17 protein-coding genes are annotated in these 22004 nt (G+C 53.3%); 6 read left to right on the top strand and 11 right to left on the bottom strand.

Features of this window, described 5'->3' with window-relative positions:
• Positions 1-5: 5 nt before the first annotated feature.
• The 3 genes from AWR27_RS00610 to AWR27_RS00600 all read right to left on the bottom strand — a co-directional run bounded on the left by AWR27_RS00610 (position 6) and on the right by AWR27_RS00600 (position 3867).
• Positions 6-1592, bottom strand: coding sequence for a DUF5060 domain-containing protein (locus AWR27_RS00610; RefSeq protein ID WP_083732709.1), 1587 nt, complete (start codon positions 1590-1592; stop codon positions 6-8).
• A 6-nt stretch (positions 1593-1598) separates the two neighbouring features.
• Positions 1599-2417 carry an aspartate/glutamate racemase family protein gene (locus tag AWR27_RS00605; protein WP_077129405.1) on the bottom strand — a complete coding sequence of 273 codons (819 nt, stop codon included), beginning with the start codon at positions 2415-2417 and terminating at the stop codon, positions 1599-1601.
• A 145-nt stretch (positions 2418-2562) separates the two neighbouring features.
• Complete coding sequence (locus tag AWR27_RS00600; RefSeq protein WP_077129404.1) at positions 2563-3867, bottom strand: MFS transporter; 1305 nt, start codon at positions 3865-3867, stop codon at positions 2563-2565.
• A 95-nt stretch (positions 3868-3962) separates the two neighbouring features.
• Here AWR27_RS00600 and AWR27_RS00595 point away from each other — a divergent pair, with 95 nt between their 5' ends.
• From AWR27_RS00595 to AWR27_RS00585, 3 genes are read left to right on the top strand one after another with little or no spacing between them, the layout of a single operon-like run.
• On the top strand, positions 3963-4871 hold the full coding sequence (locus tag AWR27_RS00595; protein WP_083732969.1) for a transketolase: 909 nt from the start codon (positions 3963-3965) through the stop codon (positions 4869-4871).
• Positions 4858-5838: a transketolase family protein gene (locus AWR27_RS00590; protein ID WP_077129402.1), complete on the top strand. Its 981-nt coding sequence runs from the start codon at positions 4858-4860 to the stop codon at positions 5836-5838. Before AWR27_RS00595 ends, AWR27_RS00590 begins: the two co-directional genes overlap by 14 nt.
• A 22-nt stretch (positions 5839-5860) precedes the next feature.
• Positions 5861-6877 (top strand): glycoside hydrolase family protein, encoded by a 1017-nt coding sequence (locus tag AWR27_RS00585; RefSeq protein WP_077129401.1) that lies wholly within the window; start codon positions 5861-5863, stop codon positions 6875-6877.
• A gap of 87 nt (positions 6878-6964) precedes the next feature.
• Here AWR27_RS00585 and rodA read toward each other — a convergent pair whose 3' ends face one another.
• The 4 genes from rodA to AWR27_RS00565 all read right to left on the bottom strand — a co-directional run bounded on the left by rodA (position 6965) and on the right by AWR27_RS00565 (position 13984).
• The gene (gene rodA / locus AWR27_RS00580; protein ID WP_077129400.1) at positions 6965-8245 is read right to left on the bottom strand and encodes a rod shape-determining protein RodA; all 1281 of its coding nucleotides are present in this window, start codon (positions 8243-8245) and stop codon (positions 6965-6967) included.
• Positions 8246-8251: 6 nt separating this feature from the next.
• Positions 8252-10219, bottom strand: coding sequence for a penicillin-binding transpeptidase domain-containing protein (locus tag AWR27_RS00575; protein ID WP_077129399.1), 1968 nt, complete (start codon positions 10217-10219; stop codon positions 8252-8254).
• Between the two features lie 152 nt (positions 10220-10371).
• Positions 10372-11379 (bottom strand): SMP-30/gluconolactonase/LRE family protein, encoded by a 1008-nt coding sequence (locus AWR27_RS00570; protein WP_077129398.1) that lies wholly within the window; start codon positions 11377-11379, stop codon positions 10372-10374.
• A 121-nt stretch (positions 11380-11500) separates the two neighbouring features.
• On the bottom strand, positions 11501-13984 hold the full coding sequence (locus AWR27_RS00565) for a TonB-dependent receptor plug domain-containing protein (protein WP_077129397.1): 2484 nt from the start codon (positions 13982-13984) through the stop codon (positions 11501-11503).
• A 74-nt stretch (positions 13985-14058) separates the two neighbouring features.
• Here AWR27_RS00565 and AWR27_RS00560 point away from each other — a divergent pair, with 74 nt between their 5' ends.
• Positions 14059-14709 carry a Rossmann-fold NAD(P)-binding domain-containing protein gene (locus AWR27_RS00560; RefSeq protein ID WP_077129396.1) on the top strand — a complete coding sequence of 217 codons (651 nt, stop codon included), beginning with the start codon at positions 14059-14061 and terminating at the stop codon, positions 14707-14709.
• Here AWR27_RS00560 and AWR27_RS00555 read toward each other — a convergent pair whose 3' ends face one another.
• Entirely contained in the window at positions 14710-16656 is a 1947-nt protein-coding gene (locus AWR27_RS00555; RefSeq protein ID WP_077129395.1) for an ATP-binding protein, read from the bottom strand.
• Positions 16657-16805: 149 nt separating this feature from the next.
• Complete coding sequence (locus AWR27_RS00550) at positions 16806-19271, bottom strand: glutaminase family protein (RefSeq protein WP_077129394.1); 2466 nt, start codon at positions 19269-19271, stop codon at positions 16806-16808.
• Positions 19272-19450: 179 nt separating this feature from the next.
• Here AWR27_RS00550 and AWR27_RS00545 point away from each other — a divergent pair, with 179 nt between their 5' ends.
• Together AWR27_RS00545 and AWR27_RS00540 are read left to right on the top strand one after the other, a co-directional pair.
• Positions 19451-19888, top strand: coding sequence for a GNAT family N-acetyltransferase (locus AWR27_RS00545; protein WP_077129393.1), 438 nt, complete (start codon positions 19451-19453; stop codon positions 19886-19888).
• On the top strand, positions 19888-20808 hold the full coding sequence (locus AWR27_RS00540) for a serine hydrolase (RefSeq protein ID WP_077129392.1): 921 nt from the start codon (positions 19888-19890) through the stop codon (positions 20806-20808). The genes AWR27_RS00545 and AWR27_RS00540 overlap by 1 nt, the downstream gene beginning before the upstream one ends.
• 126 nt (positions 20809-20934) lie before the next feature.
• Here the strand turns inward: AWR27_RS00540 and atpH are convergent, their stop codons facing one another.
• Both atpH and AWR27_RS00530 read right to left on the bottom strand, forming a co-directional pair.
• The gene (gene atpH / locus AWR27_RS00535; protein ID WP_077129391.1) at positions 20935-21474 is read right to left on the bottom strand and encodes an ATP synthase F1 subunit delta; all 540 of its coding nucleotides are present in this window, start codon (positions 21472-21474) and stop codon (positions 20935-20937) included.
• A 6-nt stretch (positions 21475-21480) separates the two neighbouring features.
• Complete coding sequence (locus AWR27_RS00530) at positions 21481-21975, bottom strand: F0F1 ATP synthase subunit B (protein ID WP_077129390.1); 495 nt, start codon at positions 21973-21975, stop codon at positions 21481-21483.
• Between the last annotated feature and the right edge of the window lie 29 nt (positions 21976-22004).

The following is a 22004-nucleotide window of genomic DNA, read 5'->3' as shown; positions in this document are numbered from 1 at the left end:
GGTGTTCAATCTTTTACCGTTTTACTAACCTGCTGGGCAAGCCCCTGCCCACTACGTCGGAAATACACAACCCAATCCTGCGTGTCAGGACATGTCAGTGTAACGGGTTGTCCGCCAGTCCAGTTGGGCAGGGCGGTATCGCGGCCTGTGCGCGGGTCGAGCAGGTGAGCCGTGTAGGTGCCGTAGGGCAATAGCAGTTGAGCGGTTCCGCCAGCGGCTGCGTAGACGATGCCCATTTTACCATCGCCGGTAGCCAGCGCGTAGGTACGTTCGCCCGCCGAAACTAACGTATTGGCCGGTTCCATTGCCCAGTAAGGCAGGCCGGTTTTAGTAAAAAAGGTATTCAGGTGTTTCAGGTCAGCGTATTCGGGGCGCGGGTGCCAGATGGCCGAGTGATACGGTTTACCGTCGGCGTATTGCGCCTTGTCGCCAATAGTGGCATAACCGCCTGCTAAATAGATGCTCCAGAGGGCGTTGCGATGCACAGTTTGATTATAGCCGCCCTTACCCCACTCGCGGATGTCGTCGTCGAAATAGCCAAACTCATCATTGACTATGGGCATATTATGGCCCCGGTTGCGGAGCGTAATCACGTTGAGCGTATCGGCAGGCACGAACCGACCCGATTGCAGAATGACATGAACCGGCCACGGCTGGTCGTGAAACTGGAACTGAGCCCCGTTGCTCTGCCCACCAAACGGGTGAATCGACAGCGGGCGCAGGTTTTGTTTATAGCTTGCGTAAGGGTCATGCTGCCGGATAATTGTCCCGGCTGTGTTCCAGAACTCCCTCGGTTTATTGGGCACCCGCTGAAACTCGTTCGTCAAACACCAGATTACGTTCGGGTAAGATGCGTATCGGGCCATCAGGTAACGGAGGTAGCGCAAGTCCTGCTCGTCGGTCCCATAAAAACTCTCCTGCGAATCGAACGGCATCAGATCGGCTACAATGCCCCGCTCGTTCATATACGTCAGCACCTCATCGACCAGCCGCAAATGCGCCGGGTTAAGTTGGTCATGGTCTTTGCCGTCGCTGCCCCACACCGACGAGCAGGGGCCGGGCTGGGTGCTGTTTTTGCAGAGCTTTATATTGACCCGAAACCGGATTTTCGTAATGCCATAGTGGGCGCAACTGTCGATAGCCTGTTTCCACGTATCTCCGGCAATGGCCGTGCTGAGAATGCCGTAATACGTTGTGCCGAGCATGAAATATCGCGTCCCATCGTCATACATAAAATGGTGCGGATGGTCGGCGTCACGCCGAATAAACCCGTGATTGCCAGCCTTCGGGGCATTGCAGGTCAGGCTTCCTTTCTGGTTGTTCAGCCCCTTGTCGGCAGAGCGCGTTACGTAGGTCCAGCGGCCCTCGGCAGTGGGCGTAAACCGAATTTTAAACGTGTTGCCTTCGTACCAGAATCCGCCCACTTCGTGCGAGACACCGCCCGGTCCGGTAAACGTAGCCGACACGCGGGCGTCGGTGTAGGGGTTGTTGTAACGCCCCGACGCCGTCAGGGTAATTTCCTGCACCGACCAGCGCGGTACGTCGGCCAATGCCGCGAGACAGGTTGAGAGGAGGAGTAAGATGGTTTTCATAAAGTTTTAGGAGTTTAATACGTCACCTACCCGCCGAAAGCCCGTTTCGCCACTGTTCAGCACGGGTATGCCGAACGCGGCTATCGGGTCGGGATACGAAAAGCAAAACACGCTCATCGACAATTGCGCCAGCACCACTACGTCGATGGAATCGTGTTGCTGGGCTTCGCGTATGACGTTGGCAATAAGTTCATTGTGCTCTTCGATACGCCCGTCGCCAAGCAGGTGAAAGGCGTCTTCTACCGTGGCTCCGGCAAACTGAACGGACTTGCCCATACGGTCGGCTGTTTCCTGAAGGAGAGCCTGCGTACTTGCCACCGTTGGACCGTGCGTGGCTACAACCAGAATTTTTCCATCACGAACCCGCTCCGTCCGGTCCGCCGGTGCGGTACCGGTTTGCACGGCTTCTTCCATCATGGCTTCGTCAATCTGCACCACCGGCACGCCCAGCGGAGCCAGTGCTTCGCGAACTGCCGGAGCCGCCCGATTCATGGTTGAACACGACAGTAAGATGGCATCGACGCCCACCAGATCAATAAGGTCTTTGGCGTAGCGGATGGTCAGGTCGATGTTCAATTGGGGTGGGCAGGTATCGCCCCGGTGGTGGGCATCCATAAAGTTAAGTTGAACGCCCTCATTGCCCACCTGCACGATTTTCACCCCCGGCAGCACCGTTCGCCCGAAATACGTAGACCATAAACTAACCCAGTTCGACCCGTTGACTACGCCGAGTTTCTTACCGACCAATGCCGGGTCTCCCGACGGCTCGCTACCGAGCGTCGGCGTACCTGTCAGGCGCATGTATTCGCTGAAGAGAGAAATCATAAAAAGTGATTGAATGGTTGGATGATTGAATGGTTGAATGATTGGGTGATTGAATGGTTAAGTGATTGAGTGGTTGAATGATTGAGTATAATCCTTGCACTCCATTCAATCATTCAACCACTCAATCATCCAACCATTCAATCACTCAACCATTCGTTAGAATCCACTTTTTTTGTAAACATAGCACGGCCACTATCGCCACTGTAAAGCACCCGGCCAGCAACCAGAAAATAGCGTTGAATCCGCCCGTCTCCTGCGCCACCTGCCCCACTTTCTGCACCAGAAACGCGCTCGACAGCGTTTCGGCAAAGCCTACCAGCGCGGCTACCGTTGCCACCCGACCCGGCAGTACGTCCTGCTTAAACGCCTGTTGGTTAGCCTGCCAGGCTGCCAGACCAAACACATATACGCACAGAATTGCCAGCGTACTGCCAATGGTTTCAGCCTGTGGCAGCAGCACAATTGCCATCATCAGTACGTAAGCACCAACAATCACGCTTTTACGGGCCGCCAGCACATTCATGCGCTTGCTCAACCACCACACAAGCCCCCCGCCAACCCACAGGCCCACGTCCTGTACAAGATAAACCAGCGTAAGCCGGTCGCCCAATGATTGGTTGTAGGCCACGTTCCAGCGTTGGGTCAGGTAGGTTGGCAACCACTGCGACATAAAATACCAGCCCGGCAACAACCCGATACCAATAAACGTAATCAGCCAGAAAGCGGGCAGTCGAAAAAGTGACCCCACAAACCCCACCCCCGGCCCCTCCCCAATAGGGAGGGGAGCAGGACCCGGATGGTTTTCTCCCCTCCCTACTGGGGAGGGGCCGGGGGTGGGGTTTCGATACACCAGCAACCAAAACACGAGCCATACCAGACCCAGCCCACCAGTGACGTAAAAGCTGTATCGCCAGTTGAACTCGGTCGAGAAGTAAATGACTAATTTGGGGGCCGTCAGCGTTGCCAATACAGCCCCGCTGTTGAAAATACCGGCAGCTAAACTCCGCTGACGGGCCGGAAACAGCCGGGCAATCAGTAGCAGACAAAGCGGAAAATTGGCCGCTTCAAACACACCCAGCGCGTAGCGAAGCCACAGAATCTGCGTGGAGTTAGTGGTTAAGCCAACCAGCACCGTACATACACTCCAGCCAACGACCATCACCGCGAAAAATCGGCGAATATTCTGGACTCGGTCGATGATAAAGCCAATGAACAGGTGGGCGCACGCATACGCATACACGAAAGCCGCCAGCAACGTACCCCGGTCGGCGGTGGTCAGGCCAAATTCGCGGCTAATCGGTTCGATGGCAACACTAAGCGTTTGCCGGTCGAAATAGTTTAAGAACGTAGCACCGAACAGCGTTGCCAGAATCCACCAGTGGCGGGTACGCGTAAACCAGCCCGGCGGAGTAGTAATTGTAGCAGTTGGCACGGTATAGGGCGTAAACATGGGAGAAGCTCAGCTTTTTTTCGCTAAAATAAAAAGTATTGTCTTGCAAACTTCTACTTAATTGTGTACAATTGCAAAGAAAATTGTATGCTATTATGCATTTATCCTCACAACAACAGCAAGACCTGGCTTTTCAGGCATATCAGATTCGTCGGTTATCGCTGGAAATGATTGCCTTTAGCCAGTGGGGGCATATCGGCGGTTCGTTTTCGATGGCCGAACTGCTGGCTGTGCTGTATTTCCACGAGATGACGCTCGACCCGCAACGGCCCCACTTGCCCACCCGCGACCGGCTGATTCTGTCGAAAGCGCACGGTTCGCCGGCTCTGTATGCGGCTTTGGCCCTGCGCGGGTTCATGCCTACCGAGCGCATTTATACGTACTGCGAACCCGACGGGCTGGAAGGCCACACGCATATCGACTCGGCACCGGGCATCGAGAATTCTGGTGGGCCGCTGGGCATGGGCCTATCGGTGGCTGTGGGTATGGCGATGGGGTTGCGCAAAAAAGAAAATCCGCGCTCGCGGGTGTTTTGTGTGCTGGGCGATGGCGAATGCAACGAGGGCAACGTCTGGGAAGCGGCCATGTCGGCGGCTCATTACCACTTAGATAATCTGATTGCCATAGTCGATTATAACAAAGCGATGGCAAAGGGATTTGTCTGGGATTTGATGAGCATTGAACCCTTTGCCGACAAATGGCGGGCATTTGGCTGGCAGGTGCTGGAAATCGACGGGCACGACCTCGACGCCGTGGCTTCGGCCCTGCATCAGGCACGCTGGCTCATGCCCAACGGCAAACCAATTGTCATTATCGCCCATACCGTAAAAGGCAAAGGCATCGAGCAGGCCGAGTTCAACTACAAATGGCACACGCACGCGCCCGACCCCGATACCGCCGATGCCATGCTGCGCGAGGTGTCAAGAACCTACGGGTATCCCGAAGAAGGCTATAGTCGACTAACGAAACAATTCCAAAAAGACGTTTTTTATGGCGGAGAATAACGACAACGAATCGGGCGACGCTTCGCTGCGCGACGCCTTCGGGCACACGCTGCTCGAACTGGGCCACCGGCACGACAATCTGATTTTTTTAGATGCCGACCTGCATACGTCCACCAAAGCCACTGGTTTTAAAAAACGCTTTCCCGACCGGTTTGTGCAGGTAGGTATTGCCGAACAAAACCTGTTTGGCATGGCCGCCGGGCTGGCCCTCGAAGGCTTCACGAGCATGCCATCGACCTTCGCGGCTTTTGCGGCCCGGCGTGCCCTCGATCAGTTGGCTATTTCGATTTGCTTCCCCAAACTGAACGTCAAAATTCCCGGTTCGTACTGCGGCATTCCGACGAGCCGGGCTGGGGCTTCGCACAATTGCATCGAAGATTTGGCCGTGATGCGTTCGCTACCCAACCTGCTCGTGGCCGACCCCGGCTCCAACGCCGACCTGCGGGCCGTGATGCATACGGCCATGAATACGCCCGGCCCGGTCTATTTCCGCGTCACGCGCTATGCCGTGCCGGAACTGTTCGGGCCTGACCACGAGTTTGTCTGGGGCCGGGGCGAAACCCTGCGCGAAGGAGCCGACGTAACGCTGTTTGGCACCGGTATTATGACCTGGTTTTGTTTGGATGCCGCCGACCAACTGGCCCGCGAAGGCATCGACGCTGAGGTGATTCATCTGGCGTCGGTCAAACCCATCGACCGGACGTTGATTGTGCAGTCGCTAAGCAAAACGGGTTGCGCCGTCACTGCCGAGAATGCCAGCATTTACGGCGGCCTGGGCGACGCCGTTAGCGAAGTGTTGACCGACGAATGGCCTGCACCGGTTCAGCGCATCGGCGTTCGAGACAAGTTTGTGGAAAGTGGCGGCATCGACGAATTGTTTGCGCGGCACCTGATGACCCCCACCGACATTGCCAAAGCCGCCCGCCTGGCCCTGAGCAGAAAGGTCAGGCGTGAAGTACTAATCTGAATGACTTCTAACAACCTGAACCATGACCCACTTCCTGCTTCGGTTAGCTTTCACTCTTTCACTCTTTCGCTCTTTCACTCTTTCACTGTGTGCTCAGCCTTACGGCGACCTGACTATTCAAGGGACGAATTTCTACCGCGATGGCCGACCGTTCCCGTTTACGGGCGTCAGCTTTTTCAACGCCATCTACAACCCGACGTTCAACAAAAGCAGTGCCGACCGGAAACAGTGGCTGGCGAAGTTTCAGAAATATGGTATCAACGTGCTGCGTATCTGGTGCCAGTGGGACAACAAAAGCAAGTTCGTAGACAGCGACCTGACTACCACGCTCTACCGGCCCGATGGCTCCCTACAGCCGCAGCACCTCGCCACGCTGAAGGCCATTCTGACCGATGCCGATCAGATGGGCATGGTGGTTGAGCTGGCTCTGTTTTCGCAGGAAAGTTATTACAGCAACATCCGGCTCGACTCGCTGGCGGCCAACCGTGCCGTGTCGACCGTAACGCGCGAACTGCTGCCCCATCGCAACCTCACCATTCAAATCTGGAATGAGTTGTCGGAGCGGGTAATCGATCATTACAAAACGGTGAAAGCCATTGACCCAAGCCGGCTTGTAACGAATTCGCCGGGCATAAGCGGTATTCTGGGCGACCGTAAACAGAACGAAACGCTCGACTATCTTAGCCCGCACACCAGTCGACAATATAGCGGGCGGCACTGGGAAGTGGCCCCTACTGAAATTACGTACCTGCTGAAACGCTACAAAAAGCCCGTAGTGGACGATGAACCGGCCCGCAACGGTACGCCCGCGCACGGTGGCCCCAAAAACGGCTCCGACCCACACGACCACATTCTGCAAATTGGGGCCGTGTGGCAGGCAGGCGGCTACGTCATCTACCACCACGATATGTTCCAGACCGGATACGGCTCATCTGCCGTGCCACCGTCGGGCATTCCAGACCCGGAGTTCAATCCCTACCACCGAACCGTATTTTCGTTTCTGGCCCTGCGCGACCGATATATGCCCGCTGTAAAATGAAGCTACCGTTTCCGCACTGTACACGTGCTGGAAAACACCACATCGTAAGTTGTGAACAGCGTCGAGGGTGTCGGCGAACTGCCTCGTTCACCTCCGCATCAGAGCCGTTCGGCGTGAGTCGAGTTTGAGGAAGATGAACAGCAGTATCGAAAACGACCAGAGCGACGAGCCGCCGTAGCTGAAAAATGGCAGCGGAATACCAATTACGGGCATCAGCCCGATGGTCATGCCGATATTTACCATGACGTGGAAGAAAATAATGCCGGCCACGCAGTAGCCATAAACCCGCGCAAACTTGCTGCGCTGCTTCTCGGCCAGAATCACAATCCGCGACAACAGCCCAACAAACAGCGCAATCACGATTGCACTGCCAATGAAGCCGTGTTCTTCACCAATGGTGCAGAAAATAAAGTCGGTGCTTTGTTCGGGTACGAAGTCGAATTTGGTTTGGGTGCCTTCCAGAAATCCCTTGCCCTGCAACCGCCCGGAGCCGATGGCAATTTTGGCCTGTGTCACGTTCCAGCCCACGCCGAGCGGGTCGATGGTGGGGTCGACCAGTACTTTGATGCGGTTGCGCTGGTGTTTTTGCAGTACGTGATTCACGAAGAAATCGACGCCCAGCACTACCACCATCATACCCCCTACGATCAGGCCCATCGAAATAAAATTGCTGACGGTGCGGTTGTAGCGCGGCATCAGCAGCACAATAACCGCCATCAGAGCCACAATACCGGCGAAGATATAGAGTGGAGGAAAAATGAGAGCCAGCACAAACAGCGCGGCCACCGTAAGGCCCAAAGCAGGAATCCAGCCGGGTAGCCCTTCGCGGTACAGCATAATAACGAACGAGGCAAAAACGAGCGTAGAACCCGTTTCGTTCGAGGCCAGAATCAGAATACACGGCAGCACAATGATACCGCCGATATACATCAAATCTTTCTGCTTTGCGAGGTTAATACCCGGATTGTCTACGTATTTTGCCAACGCGAGAGCCGTAGCAACCTTGGCAAACTCGGCGGGTTGAATCTGAAACGCGCCGAACCTGAACCACGACCGCGACCCGTTGATGTTCGTACCGGCTACGAGTACCAGCAATAGCATCAGAATCATAAAGGCGTAAAACAGGTACGCAAATGAATCGAAAAACTTATGGTTGAGCACCAGAATGCAAATGACCAGAATGACCGTTGTGCCAATCCACATCATTTGCTTCCCGGCGTTGGTGGTCATGTCGAACAGGCTGGTATGATCTTCGGGGCTATATACGGCGGCATATACGTTGAGCCACCCCATCGTTACGCAACCGAGGTAAAGCACCAGCGTAAGCCAGTCGATATTCTGCGAAAAAGGATCGTTTGAGCGAGACATTTTGCTTCAGTTTCCACTAACGGCAACTATTGTTACTGATTTCGGGCGCGTGGCTGTCATCAACGGCTTGGCGGGTGCGGGTTTGGGCAGTTCGTCGGGCGGGCGGGTGGTATCTTTTTTCGGAGCCTTTGGTTTGGGCTTTGCCAGTTGGCTGGCAGGCGGCAGGTAGTTTGCGGCCAGCACTTTGGCTTCCAGAACTTTAGCTTCGGTTTTACGTTTCAGGTATCGCTCGGCCACCAAAGCTGCCACCGACGCAGCCGCTACCCCACCCCAACCGGCATTTTCAACAAATACGGCTACCGCTATTTTGGGATTGTTCATCGGGGCAAACCCAATGAAAATCGAATGGTCGTACTTGTGGCCGAACTTGGCGTTTTGCGACGTACCGGTTTTGCCGCACAGGTCGATACCGGCAATGTTGGCTAAGGGCGTCACGGTGCCATGCGCCACGGCACCGCGCATTCCGTCGATTACGGGCAGGTAATATTTATAGTCGACACCCGTTTCGTGACGGACTTTGTATTCATTGGGTATGCCTACGCCCGCCTTGCCAAAGCCTTTGATGTAGTGGGGTGTGATGTACCAGCCCCGGTTGGCAATGGTAGCGGCTAAGTTGACTAATTTGAGCGGGCTGATGAGCAGTTCGCCCTCGCCGATGCTGAGCGAATACACGTTCGAGAATTTCCAGCGCAGTTCGCCCCCATACACTTTGTCGTAATAATTCACCGTGGGCAGATTGCCTTTGAGTTCGCTGGGCATGTCAACGCCGAGTTTCTGACCAATGCCAAACTTCTCGACCATGCTGTGCCACTGTTGCAGCCCCGTTGCCGACGCCCTGAACGTATTTGGTTGCCCGTTATGGTAAATAAACTTCCGAAAGACGTTGTAGAAATACGGGTTGCAGGAGTTGGTAACGGCCCCGCGCAGTGTATTGCCACCCCGGCAGTGGCACCGCATCGGCGAACCGCCGTGGCCGTAGAATGTACTCGGAAACAGCGATCCCTGCTGCTGGGCAATCAAAGCCTGAATCAGCTTGAACGTGCTGCCGGGCCGGTAACTCGCCATAATCGGGCGGTTAATCAGCGGCTTGTACGGATTTTTGACCAATGCCCGATAATTTTTCGAGAAAAACCGGCTCGATAGCAGATTGGGGTCATACGTTGGGGCCGATACCGACACCAGAATCTCGCCGGTCGATGGCTCAACGGCCACTACAGCCCCTACCTTGTTGACCATCAGGCTGTCAGCATAGCGTTGAACCTCCACGTCGATACCCGTAATCAGGTTCTGCCCGGCCACGGCGAGTGTGTCAAAGGCTCCATTTTTCCACGAGCCTTTGTTAACGCCCCGCACATTCTGCATCATAAACTTAACGCCCCGCCGACCACGCAACTGCTCTTCATACTGCTCTTCCAGCCCGTTATGACCCACGTAATCGCCTTGCCGGTAGTAAGGCGTTTCCTGTTCATCGATCTGTTTTTTACTGATTTCGCTGACATAACCCAGCGCATTGGCGAGCGTATGGGCCGGATAGGTACGCATGGAACTAATGACCGGCTCGAAGCCCCGATAATCGACTAATGCGTCCTGAATACGGGCAAAATCTTCTTTCGAGAGTTGCCGCATAAACAGCGACGGCTTCACGGGCGAGTAGTTTTTGGCAATGCCCATGATACTGTCGAAATCCGACTGGCTGATGTCCATCATCCGGCAAAACGCCGTTGTGTCGGGGATGCGTACCTGTTTCGGCGTTACATACAGATCGTAAACGGGCGTGTTGTAAACAATCAGCTTACTGTTGCGGTCGTAAATCTGGCCGCGATACGGAATTTCAACAACCCGCTTGATGGAGTTTTTCGACGCACCGAGTGAATAGGTGTCGTCGAGCACCTGTAGATGAAATAGCCGGGCCAGATAAATCAGCCCAACCAAGCAAAAAACGCCAATAATAACCCACTTCCGATTCTCTACCATGAGAATAACCCACTGCTAATCAAGCTACGACGAATAAAGCATATCAAAGATACTAAAATGTAGTGTCGAATATTGCCCGTCGACTATCGAATGTTCATCGGTCGATAATAAACATTCAGAATTAACTATTCAATATTCGATATCTGCAATTTCTACCAGCCTCGGGCTGTGGTTTTCACCCGGCACAAATACATATCGGCAGTGATGTAGAGCGTAGTGCCATCGTCGCCCCAGGCGCAGTTGGCGGTGGCAACGCCAGTTTTGATATGCCCCAGAAAATCGCCCGTCGCCGACAGCACCAGTATACCGCCGGGGCCAGTAGTCCAGATGTTACCGTCGCGGTCGGTTTTCAGCCCATCGAAACCGCCTTTCAGATTTTGTTTTTTCAGGTTTTCAGCCCCAAAAATCAGCTGGCCTTTCCCAACTGAACCATCAGCCTGAATCGGATAGGCCATAATTACCGGATTCTGCCAGTCAGACTGGGCTACGTACAGGGTTTTGCCATCGGGCGAGAGGGCCACGCCGTTCGGGCGGGTCAGGTCAGGAACGGCCAGTGAAATGGTGCCGTTGGGCGCAATGCGATACACGCCGTACACGCCCGTTTCAGGCACTTCTTTTTCGCGATTGGGCAGGCCGTAGGGCGGATCGGTGAAGTAATAGCTGCCATTTGGGTGCGCTACCACGTCGTTGGGGCTGTTGAAGCGTTTGCCGTTGTAGTGATCGGCCAGTGTGCGTTTGCCTCCGCTACCATCGAGGGGCAGGGCCGAGATGCGCCGGTCGCCGTGTTCGCACGAAATGAGCCGTCCCTGTGCATCGATGGTCAGGCCGTTGGAGCCGGGTTCCTGACTGTAATTACCCACGCCCGTATAGCCCGATGGTTTCAGAAACGGCTTGATACCTTCTTTCTCAGTCCATTTGTAAACAGTATTCTCCGGCACGTCGGAAAACAGCAGGTAGTTACCATTTTTTACCCAGACCGGCCCTTCCGACCAGGTAAAGCCACTGGCAAGAACCTCAATTTTGGCATCAGCCGGAATAAGTTTATCCAACTTGGCATCAACCCGAACAATCTGGCCGATAGTTGGGAAAGGCGACTGAGCCACCGCCTGATGCAGTGCAGATGCTGCTATAATAGACAGCGAAAGAAGGAAAGGTTTCATATCAAAGTAACGCGGCTGGAAAGCCGCTGCCAATAGTGCGTTGGGTGTATCGACTGATTCGCAGCCTGGAAAACCGCTTTTGCTAACTAAAGGCGGCTGTCCAGCCGCGTTACTTGCCTAATTACTTAACGGCCAGCGTGCGTCGGCCCATACCCGGCATTCCACTGAACGTAGCACCTTCAGCTTGCAGGCGAATATCCGTTTTGTTGTCCGACGTGTAGAATGATACGGTTGCTTTACCCTGCTCGTCGGTTTGAATCATCGGACTCCAGAATAGCGTTGCGCGGTAATCCGGTCTTATGTGTTCGGGCTTTTTTGCGTCGTAGCGCGGGGCGTAAAACTCGCGCACGGGCGCGTAACCGGCCAGTTTAGCCACCAGCACACCGGGCGCGGCTTCTTTGGTGAGGTCGTAATTGGGCGAGCCGCGTTTGGTCAGAATCGAGATGACGCCCCCAGCCGCCTGCGACCCATAAATGGCTGCCGACGGTCCTTTCAGCACATCGACCTGATCGACGTCCGTCGGCGGAATCGATAGTATTCCCTGCAAATCCATCGGTGTGCCATCAAGCACAAACAGCGGCCCGACGGCCCCGCCAAAATTGGCCGCCCCCCGAATGTTTACCGACACATTCATGCCCGAACCCGTTACCTGCACCCCGGCCACGCGCCCCTGAATCACCTCCAGAATATTCATACGCCCGGCGGTATTGTTCTGGTCGAACTTCACCGTGGCGTCGGCGTTGCTGTAAATTTTGCGGGTGTCGGGAGCCTGGTATTTTTTGGCCCGTACAGTCACGCTCTCCAGCAGTACCTCGCGGTTGCGCCGAATCTGCCGTTCAATTTCCATATACTCGTTGGTGCGCTTGATGAACTCGGCCAGTTCGTCGCGTCCAAATTCGAGCGGGTTGTAGGGCGGCTGCACAATGGTTACGGTTGGCATCAGCAACTGATCGAGCGTAATGCTCAGGTCACGATTTCCTTTACCTTTCGTAGCCTGCACCAACACGGTTGTTGAGTCGGTAAAGTTAAGATCATACGCTGCGTAGTTGCCTTGCTCGTCGGTTTCGCCCATCAGAAAATCACGATTGCTGTAGTTACCGGCACTGTCGCGCTGGGCCACAATAAACGTTAGGTTTACTTTGCCGTTTACGCCTTTCTGGCTCGGTCGCAGCACCCGGCCCGACAGCGTCAGGCCACGTTCGACGGGATATTTGGTAACGGCAGGGGTTTCAGCCAGCACGTCGGTCCAGGCAAAGCGTCGCCAGCCCTGCGTCATCAGCAACAAATCGAGTTTGGCGAAGCGGTCGGTATTGGCCGGGTTGAAATAGTAGCCGGGTTGTTCGATGGTGCCGACCAGATCGGACGACAGCAACAGGTGCGACGTGATGGTAGCCGCGTTGGTATCGAGTTGCGGAGCCAGGCGGGCATCCACAGCCGCCAGCGAGAGATTGGCGGGTACGGGTTTGCCGTCGGCGTCGGTCGTGGTCAACGTCAGGTCAACACGTTCGCGGCTGGCGTAGGTGGTTTTGCTGGTTGTTAGCGCAATGGCAATCTGATCTTTTTTGTCGATGAACGCCAGTCGTTCGCAAACGGGTTTGTTCGTTTCGTCGAACAGCGTCAGTTGGGTAATGCCTTCCGGGAAGTCGGCGCGGGGCAGCAGCACCACTGCTGTTTTCTTCGCCAGCGAGACCTTGGCGGCCTGAACTACCTGCCCACGCGTTTGAGCCAGCAGCGTAAACATTGCCGCCGGGTCGTTGCTGGTTTTATTATGACGGACATACACCCGAATGTTGTCTTTATTCGACAGATTATCGACCTGCATGGTAACGCCCAATGGCTGAATGGCAGGCAGCGGATAAGGCGCGAACGCACCGCCCGGCACCCGCGCAAAAACCTTGTAGGTTTGGCCGTTTTCGGGTTTGACCGAGAAGTACCCCATACCCTGATGCATGGCCGAAAAGCCCACAACAGTATCGTTCTGCGCGCCCAGCACAAACCCTTCAATGGGTACGCTTCGGCCCGTTTGGTCAACGGCTTTGAACGCCACGCGCCCATCGATGCCTTCAACCAATTGTCCGCCTTCGGGCAAAAACTGAACATCGGGTTTGCTACTCGCAGCGCGGGCCGTTGGCGTCAGTTGCCCATCTGGCTTGAGAATCGCAAGCGTTTTCGTGAAAAAATACGCGTCGGGTTCATTACGCATATAATTAGTGTAGGCCCGCAGTTGATACGTTCCGGCGGGTAGTGTATCGGGCAGGGCGAGCTGGCCGGGGGCATAGCTGTTGGTGGCTTTCAGTTGTATCCGCAGCCGAACGCGTTTGGCCGCCACATCTACCAGATCGACGTGTAGTACGCGGCTGATGGTATCGGCATTGTGGGTATTGCCGCTGAAGAGGTAGCCTTTCAGCCAGATGGTTTCTCCGGTCAGATACGTATCGCGGTCGGTGTGCAGATACGTTTTTTCGAGGGGTCGCTGTTGATGGTAGGCTTTGAATTTCTCGACCAGTTGGCTTATAAATGCATCGTCGCTGAGCGTAAACGCCAGACTCAGCAATGCGGTTGTGAACAGAATGGAAAGGGCTGTTTTCCGTGGAATAAAGCGCATATAATAGATTTTTAGGCGTATCCAGTTAATGTGTGTTATTGGAGCGACTAAATTAGCGAAAATACCCCTAACCTATGTCTCCACTCTCTCACAAAACGGCCTTACTAATTGGCGCAACGGGCTTGATAGGCGACTTGTTAACTCATCGCTTAGTCAATTCATCTACCTACGACAAAGTTAAGGTGTTGGCCCGCAAGCCCTTAGGCTGGCAGCACCCGCATTTACAGGAAATCTTGTTTGACTTCGATCATCCAAATGGATTATTAATTCAGGCCGATGATATTTTTTGTTGCCTCGGCACAACCATGAAGAAAGCAGGTTCGCGCGATGCATTCCGGAAAGTTGATTATCAATATCCTATCGACATTGCCCGGTTAGGTTTGATGAATGGTGCTCAACAATTTGCCATTGTGACGGCTATGGGTGCCGATACCGAATCAACGTTTTATTACAACCGGGTGAAAGGCGAGGTTGAACGCGATTTGGCCGCTCTGAATTACTCAACACTGCTCATCTTCCGCCCGTCGCTCCTGCTGGGTAATCGCGCTGAAAACCGGTTAGGCGAGCGATTGGCCGAAGGAGCCATGCGGTTGTTCAACCCACTTATACCCGCCAAATACAAGGGCGTAGAAGCTGCGAAGGTCGCCAATGCCATGTTTCAAACCACTCAGCAGGGCCTGACGGGCAAGCACATTTTTGAGTCAGACGCGTTGCAGACGTTTTGATTATCCCGGCAAATACACGCGAAACGTGGCTCCTTTGCCAAGCTGACTGGTGGCAGTGATGGCTCCGCCGTGGTTCTCGACCACTTTTTTACAGATTGCCAGACCCACACCCGACCCGGCGAACTGGCTTTTACCATGCAGCCGCTGAAATACCTGAAAGATACGATCTAAGTATTTTTCGTCGAAGCCGATACCGTTGTCCTGTATGCTGATTTCTTGAAAGCACTGGTCGACTGACCCGGTAGACAACTCAAGCGGAATACCCGGTTCTAAAAGAGCAGGGCCACTTAGTTTGCGTGCCGTTATCGACACGGTGGGAGCCGATGCATCTGTTCTGTCGATACTCGAAAACTTCAATGCATTGCTCACTAAATTCTGGAATAATTGATACAACTGAAGCTGATTACCCAGCACAACCGGCAAATCACCCGCCGAGACGGTGGCTTGTGTTTGCTCAATCACTATACCAAGATCATCGAATATGTCGGAGATTAGTTCGGCAAGCGATACAGGCTCGTGCTGATCTGGCTGTACGGATAAGCGTGAATAGGATAGTAAATCTTTGATTAACAGTGACATTCGCTCGGCAGACTGCTGCATTCGCGTAATGTAGTCGCGGGCAGTTTCACCCAGCCCTGCCCCGGCCTGTATCTGAAGCAGATTACCAAACGACTGAATTTTGCGGAGCGGTTCCTGCAAATCGTGACTGGCTACGTAGGCAAATTGCTGAAGGTTGTCGTTCGAGCGTTTCAGTTCGCGGTTGGCCATTTCGAGCTGGCTGCGATAAAGCTGACTTTCCGTTACATCGAGGTAGGTAAACAACACGCCGTCGCCCTGTTTCACGTACTGGGCGTCGTACCAGCCATTGATGCCGTGCGCCCGATAGTCGAGCAACTGGCGTTGAGGCTGGCCGGTTTCTACCACCTCTATCAGTATATCGAAGTGACCGTTTGTGCGGTTGGTGGGGTAATATTCAAGTACCTGTAAGCCTACCACGCCACCGTTCGGACGACCCGTCACGTTATCATTGGTAGGGTTCGACAACGCGTGTATAAAATCTATGATATGGCCCGTTTCGGCATCCCGAACGGCCTCGTACAGTACAATACCCGTCGGCGAATTACGCACTACGTTTTGTAACAAATCGGCCTGTTGCTGCTGAGCCACCTGCGCCGTTTTCAACCGGGTTACATCCAGAAACATCAGCAGAACAGCGTCTTCCATCTTTACGAAATAGTACTCAAACCAGCCTTTTACACCGTAATTGTTGTATTCTTCGGTGTACTGCCGTGGTTCCCCCGTTTGGAGCACACTTACCATCGACTCGAATAGCGAGAGTTGCTGCCAGCCCGGAAACAGGGCCGAAATTGGCTGGCCTACCATTTGCTCAATGGTGTAGCCTGTAAGCTCAGCATTAAGTTTATTCGTTAACTGATAGCGAAAATCAACAATATGACCCGAAGCATTGTAGATGGGTTCCGTTAGTACTACGCCGGCGGGACTCTGATCAACAACGTTCTGCAACAGAGCCGTTTGCCGACTGGCATTCAACTCGGCCCGTTTTCGGCCACTCATGTCCATGACCGTCATGACTACGCCATCGTCTAACTTCTGTACAAAAACGTCGTACCAATGAAGTTCACCGTCTCGCGTCGACACCTGTTTTATTTCGTATCGAAACGGCATACCAGTTTTTACAACAGCCAATGTTTTCTGGTATCGCTCGACGTCCTGGATCGTACAAAACAATTCACTATATAATTTTCCAGTTACTACCGCCGGTATGCTGCCCATCTCGCGTGCGCCGTGCGCGTTGACCATTGTCAGACGCAAATCTGTCGGTTCATTCGTGTGCTGATTACGTATTGTCTGAAAGACTAAGATGCCATAAGGAACCGTATCGAAAACCGAACGAAGCAGGGCGTCTGTAGAAAGGTGTGTTTCCATGCGGAGATCGCTCAGAGCGGGGTGCCGGTGTTCGCACCCCCTCCTTCAATACACTAAAGTTAAGCGCAATCAGTCAGTAATATGCTATAATCAACATATATTTCTGAGAATTTTAAGTTGTTTTTGCATACTGATTATGCAGCTCGGGGTTACTTTAATCTCTTTGCCTGCAACAGTTTGATGAAGTACCCACCAACAACCGACCGGGCCTGAAAACCAACTTTAGTGCCGTTGGTAGTTTCGTGCCAGTCGTTGAGTGGCACGCGGTCGGGGCTTTCGTTTGCAAACTTCAGTACGGGCGCAATCAGCGTCTCAAAATCGGTCGGGCGGTCAGCGAGTGTAGCTGTCCAGATAATCCAGTCTGATTTGGTGTAGGTTTTACGACTGTCTAAGGGTAAACCAAAGGGCTGCTGCTTAGTCAGGTAATAGGCTATTTCTTTCTGCGCCACTTCTTTCGGGAAGATGTTCAGGTTCAGCAGTTTATCCCAGACCAAGTTGTACTTCTGGCTCCAGGTGCCTGGGTTTTCAAACGTCAGGGAGTAGTGATCGCCGTTGTCGGCCAGTTTCATCCATTTACGGGCCAACTCACGGGCCAGATCGATGTGCTTCTTTTCAGTAGCCTTATCACCCATTTTTCCGGCCAGATACCCGTAGCTCGCGATGCCCATAATAGCTTTGATCGACAGGTTGGCGTTCCGGGCGATGTGTCCGGCAAAATCGTCAGTGCAAAGCTGATTTGTCGGATCAAACCCATTCTCAATCAGGTAATTAGTCCAGGTGGTGAGCGTGGGCCAGTGTTGGCGGGCGTAGTTGGCATTGCCTTCAACAGCCGCAATAGCCGCCGTTAGTACCAGCATATTACCGCATTCTTCCACGGGCATATCTTCGCCGTAAGTCTGCCCGTTTGCCAGCGGGTACGTACCCACGTCGTGGGCGGCAAAAGGCTTGGTCCAGCGTCCACTTTCTGAATACTGGAAAATTGGTTCCAGCATTCCCTTCAGCAAGGTAGGGTTATACAACAGAAATAGCGGAGCCGACGGGTACGTAACGTCGACGGTGCCGATGGAACCATTCGAAAAATTTTCTTTTGAGAAGAAAAAAGCTTCGCCTTTCGGACCGGCCACTAATTTGTGGGCTGCAATGGCCTGCCGATAGGTCAGCACACACAATTCGGCATACGTTGGGCCACCAGCCGCCAGGGCGTCGTTGTAGAGTTGTTTATCGAACGCATCACATTTTGCCCGCAGTTTGGCGTAATCGGTTTCGGCGTCCTGCAATGCCTGCTCCATCGATTTGTCGCCAGACCGACGCCACCATGCATTGAGCGGTTGCCCGAAAAACTCGACCGACTTTACATCATCGTACCCTATGAGCATGTGTCGACTTACGGTTTTTTCGCCCACATTGCCGAGGTTCATACTCGTTGCCAGCACCGGCAAACTATCGCTCACCACGCGTGGCATTCGCTCGTGGAGGTCGGTTACGCGGCCTTCGCGCTCAAATTGGTTGAGTGTACTCGCCAATGAACCAATCCGCCGACTCGTACCCGGTTCCACCGCCGAGGCAAGGTACATGTGCCCCCAGTCGATGCGAACATCGTCGCCTTTACGGCCCAATACCTTCTGGTCAACAGTACCAACGCGCATATAATCGAGTTGCGGGCCGGGGGCGGTTGTACGGCCTCGCTGCCACGTCACTAACTGATTGGGCGTATTCACGGCTAATTCTGCCGATGCGTCGGTATATAGCTGAACATCGTGCGTTTTGCCATCGGTAGACCGAGCACGGTAGCTAATGTACTGCACAGGCCGCGACAGCACGTCCAGATTATCCATCAGCAACGGAGCCGTGAACGTGATGACCAGTTCGATACCAGCAGCCGTAAACGTAAATTCCGACTGGGTAGCGTTCATCTGCCGGTTCGTCTGCGTAGCGGTTTTAAAACCCATTGGCCGTTCTTCTACCAGACCAATATCCACAAAACCCGGACCAGCGAAATTTTGGCTATGAAACGCAATCACGTTTTTACCTTTCCGAAGCACCTCCGACACGTTGCGATTGGTGGGCGTTAACCGATAATCGGGCGAAACCCCCGACGCTTTGGCAACCCGTTCGCCGTTTATAAACAGTTCATAATTGTCGTTCTGAATAGCCGACACCAACAATCGGCCATCCGGCACCTGATCGAGTTCGACCACGCGCCGGACGTAGATATCGGGCGTTGTCCACTTGGTTGGGTCACTATCCCGACTACCGAAAGTGCCGCGCCCGGTGGCCCATTGGCTATCATCGAAATCGGGTTTAGTCCAGTTGTCGGTAAGAGGTTTATCGGTCACATAGCGAGCCTGATATGCTTGCCGCTGCGCCGACGCCATTAGCGTTTGCCCGGCAAACGTTGGATTGCCCATGAACCGGAACGTTTGCCCATCAACCCGAATCAAGCCGTTGAGCTGGTGCGGCTGGCCGGTCCAGTGGCGGGTAACGTCGGCGTTGAGTTGACTGCCAAACGACCAGATGCTGGTATAGGGATCAATGGTAATCAGGGGTGTTGCTGGCGGATTGAGCGCGACCCTACGCGTAGTGCCTGGCTGCGAAGTGGCTGATAGAGGAAGCATACACAAAACAAGTATTACGGTTAAGTACTGCTTTGCAAATCTATTAAAACGGTCAATAAAATTGTACCTATAGCACATATATTTTAATTATTTTAATGTGAAGAGATGCAGAAGCCAATTCAGCGACGTTATTTGCTCCTGTTGTCTAAAAGAATAATCCAGCTTATTTTACCCCACATATGATATTACAAATCAGGGATGCTATCGAACAGGACGCACCCGCCATTTATACGTTTCTGTGCGATTTGGAGGAAGAGACGCTCGACCTGGACCGTTTTATGGCGGTATATCAGTACAATCTGACAAATCCGGCGGCTTTTTATCTCATTGCCGAACGTGCGGATGAGGTTGTAGGCTTTGTCAGTTGTTATGTGCAATATGCCTTGCACCACGTCGGCAAAGTTGGCGAAATTCAGGAGTTGTATGTCCGGCCCGATTGCCGCAACGAACGCATTGGGCGACAATTAATAACTGCCATAACCGAACTTTCGCATCGTGAAAACCTAATCAATCTGGAAGTAACGACGAATCAAAAACGTGCCGATACCGTTCGATTCTACGAACGTGAAGGTTTTCAGCGAACCCATTACAAACTTGTCAAACCCGTTCAAATCTGATGCGCTACTTATCTACATACCTGTTTCTGTGCTGTTTAACATTCGTCAATAACCCTATTTCAGCCCAACACACCAAACGCAAAACCAACCTCGACCTGCAATTGAAGGATGCCCTCGCTGGCTTCCGGGGCGACGCAGGCGTGTATGTCCGCAACCTGCGCACAGGCGAAACCGTAGCCATCAACGCCGACACACTGTTCCCAACCGCCAGCACTATCAAAGTCCCAATCATGTGCGGTTTGTTCGATAAAATTCACAAAGGCGAACTCAAATACGGCCAGGAATTGGTCTACAAAGACTCGCTGCATTACGATGATGGCATTACGGGCCAATTACGCGACGGGGCTAAAATTCCGCTGAGTGAAGTGGTAATGCTGATGGAAACCGTAAGCGATAACACGGCCAGTTTGTGGTGTCAGGCACTTGCCGGGGGAGGAACAGCCATTAACGCGTGGCTCGATGCCAACGGGTTCCCGAAAACGCGTGTCAACTCCCGAACGCCGGGCCGCGAAGCTTTCCGGTCGCGCTACGGCTGGGGCCAAACCACCCCCCGCGAGTTAGCCGAATTGATGGTCTATATCCGGCAGGGCCGCGCCATTAGCCCCGACGCCAGCGAGGAAATGTACCGAAATCTGGGGCGACAATATTGGGACAACGACGCCCTTTCACAGATACCGCCCGACATAAAAGTGGCAACTAAAAACGGGGCCGTAAACCGGTCTCGGTCAGAAGTGGTGCTGGTTCATGCGCCCCACGGCGAGTACGTTTTTTGCCTGATGACCAAAAACCAACAGGACGAAAGCTGGGAACGCGCCAACGAAGGCTTCACACTGCTCCGTACCGTTTCGGCCCTGCTGTGGCGGCATTTCGAACCAAAGTCCACCTGGAAACCAGCCGTAGGTCATGAAAAGTGGTGGTGAAGATTATGATTCATTCGCTAATCTGTCGATCTATCAAAACGAGCTGACGTTCGAGAGGAACAGAAATGACAAAAGCCATTACGTCGAGTAATGGCTTTTGTCATTTCTGTTCCTCTCTACAGGAAATTAATTCATAAACTGCAACCGGATATTATTCAGTTGGCTCCGAATTGACCCATCGATTTGCCGGTCGCCGATACGTAGCACGTAACCACCAATCAATTTAGGATCGATTCGTTCTTCAAGTTCAATCTGCGTCAGTCCCGTTTCTTTAGCGATCATCGCTTTAAACGTCTCGCGCAGTGATTCGGTCAGTGGCATGGTCGTAATTACAACCGCGTGCTGAATGCCTTTCATTCGGTCGTACTGACTGATGAATTCATCAGCAATCGAATCAACGATGGCTTCGCGGTTTTTACGAGCTACAATGCCCAGAAACGACATCATAACGGGACTCAACCGATTACCAAAAACGCTTTTTACAATAGCGTTCTTCTTTTCGGCCCGTACAATGGGGTTCTTCAGAATGAGGTTCAACTGCCGATTATCGGTCAGCGTATTCCGAAAAAACTTCATGTCGGCATAGAGCGTATCAGTAATGCCCTGCTCTTTCGCCAAATCCAGCAGCGACTTGGCATATCGGGATGCTACGGTAGCAACAGCCATAGTCGATTAGTTTAAACGTGACTGCGACACAAGGTCCGCAACTAATTTTGCCTGTGCGCCTTTGTCGCTCAGTTCTTTACGCAGTACTTTCTCCGCAATGTCGAGCGAAAGTGTAACCACTTCTTTTTTCATTTGGGCTACCAACGCCTGCCGCTCGTTCTGCATGGCTTCGCGGGCCTGTTCCAGCATACGCTTGCCTTCGGCTTCGGCTTTCTCGCGCGAATCGGCCACCATTTTATCGGCGGTTTCTTTTGCACCGCGCAGAATAGCGTCGCGTTCTGTGCGGGCCTGTGCCAGCAGCTTTTCGTTGTCGGCTTTCAGCGCGGCCATTTCAGCCCTTGTTTTCTCAGCCAGATCCAGAGCCGACTGAATATTGTTTTCGCGCTCGTTCAGGCTGGCCGTAATCGGCCCCCAGGCAAACGCACGCAAAATGAGGAACAGACCGACAAACACAATAACTTGCCAGAACAGCAAGCCAAGGTCAGGAGTAAGCAAATCCATGAATTTACGATTTATGATGTACGATTCTG

Source organism: Spirosoma montaniterrae (assembly GCF_001988955.1).
Taxonomy (GTDB): Bacteria; Bacteroidota; Bacteroidia; order Cytophagales; family Spirosomataceae; genus Spirosoma; species Spirosoma montaniterrae.
Note: the sequence above shows the minus strand (reverse complement) of the source record. Positions and strands in the feature narration are given on the sequence as shown.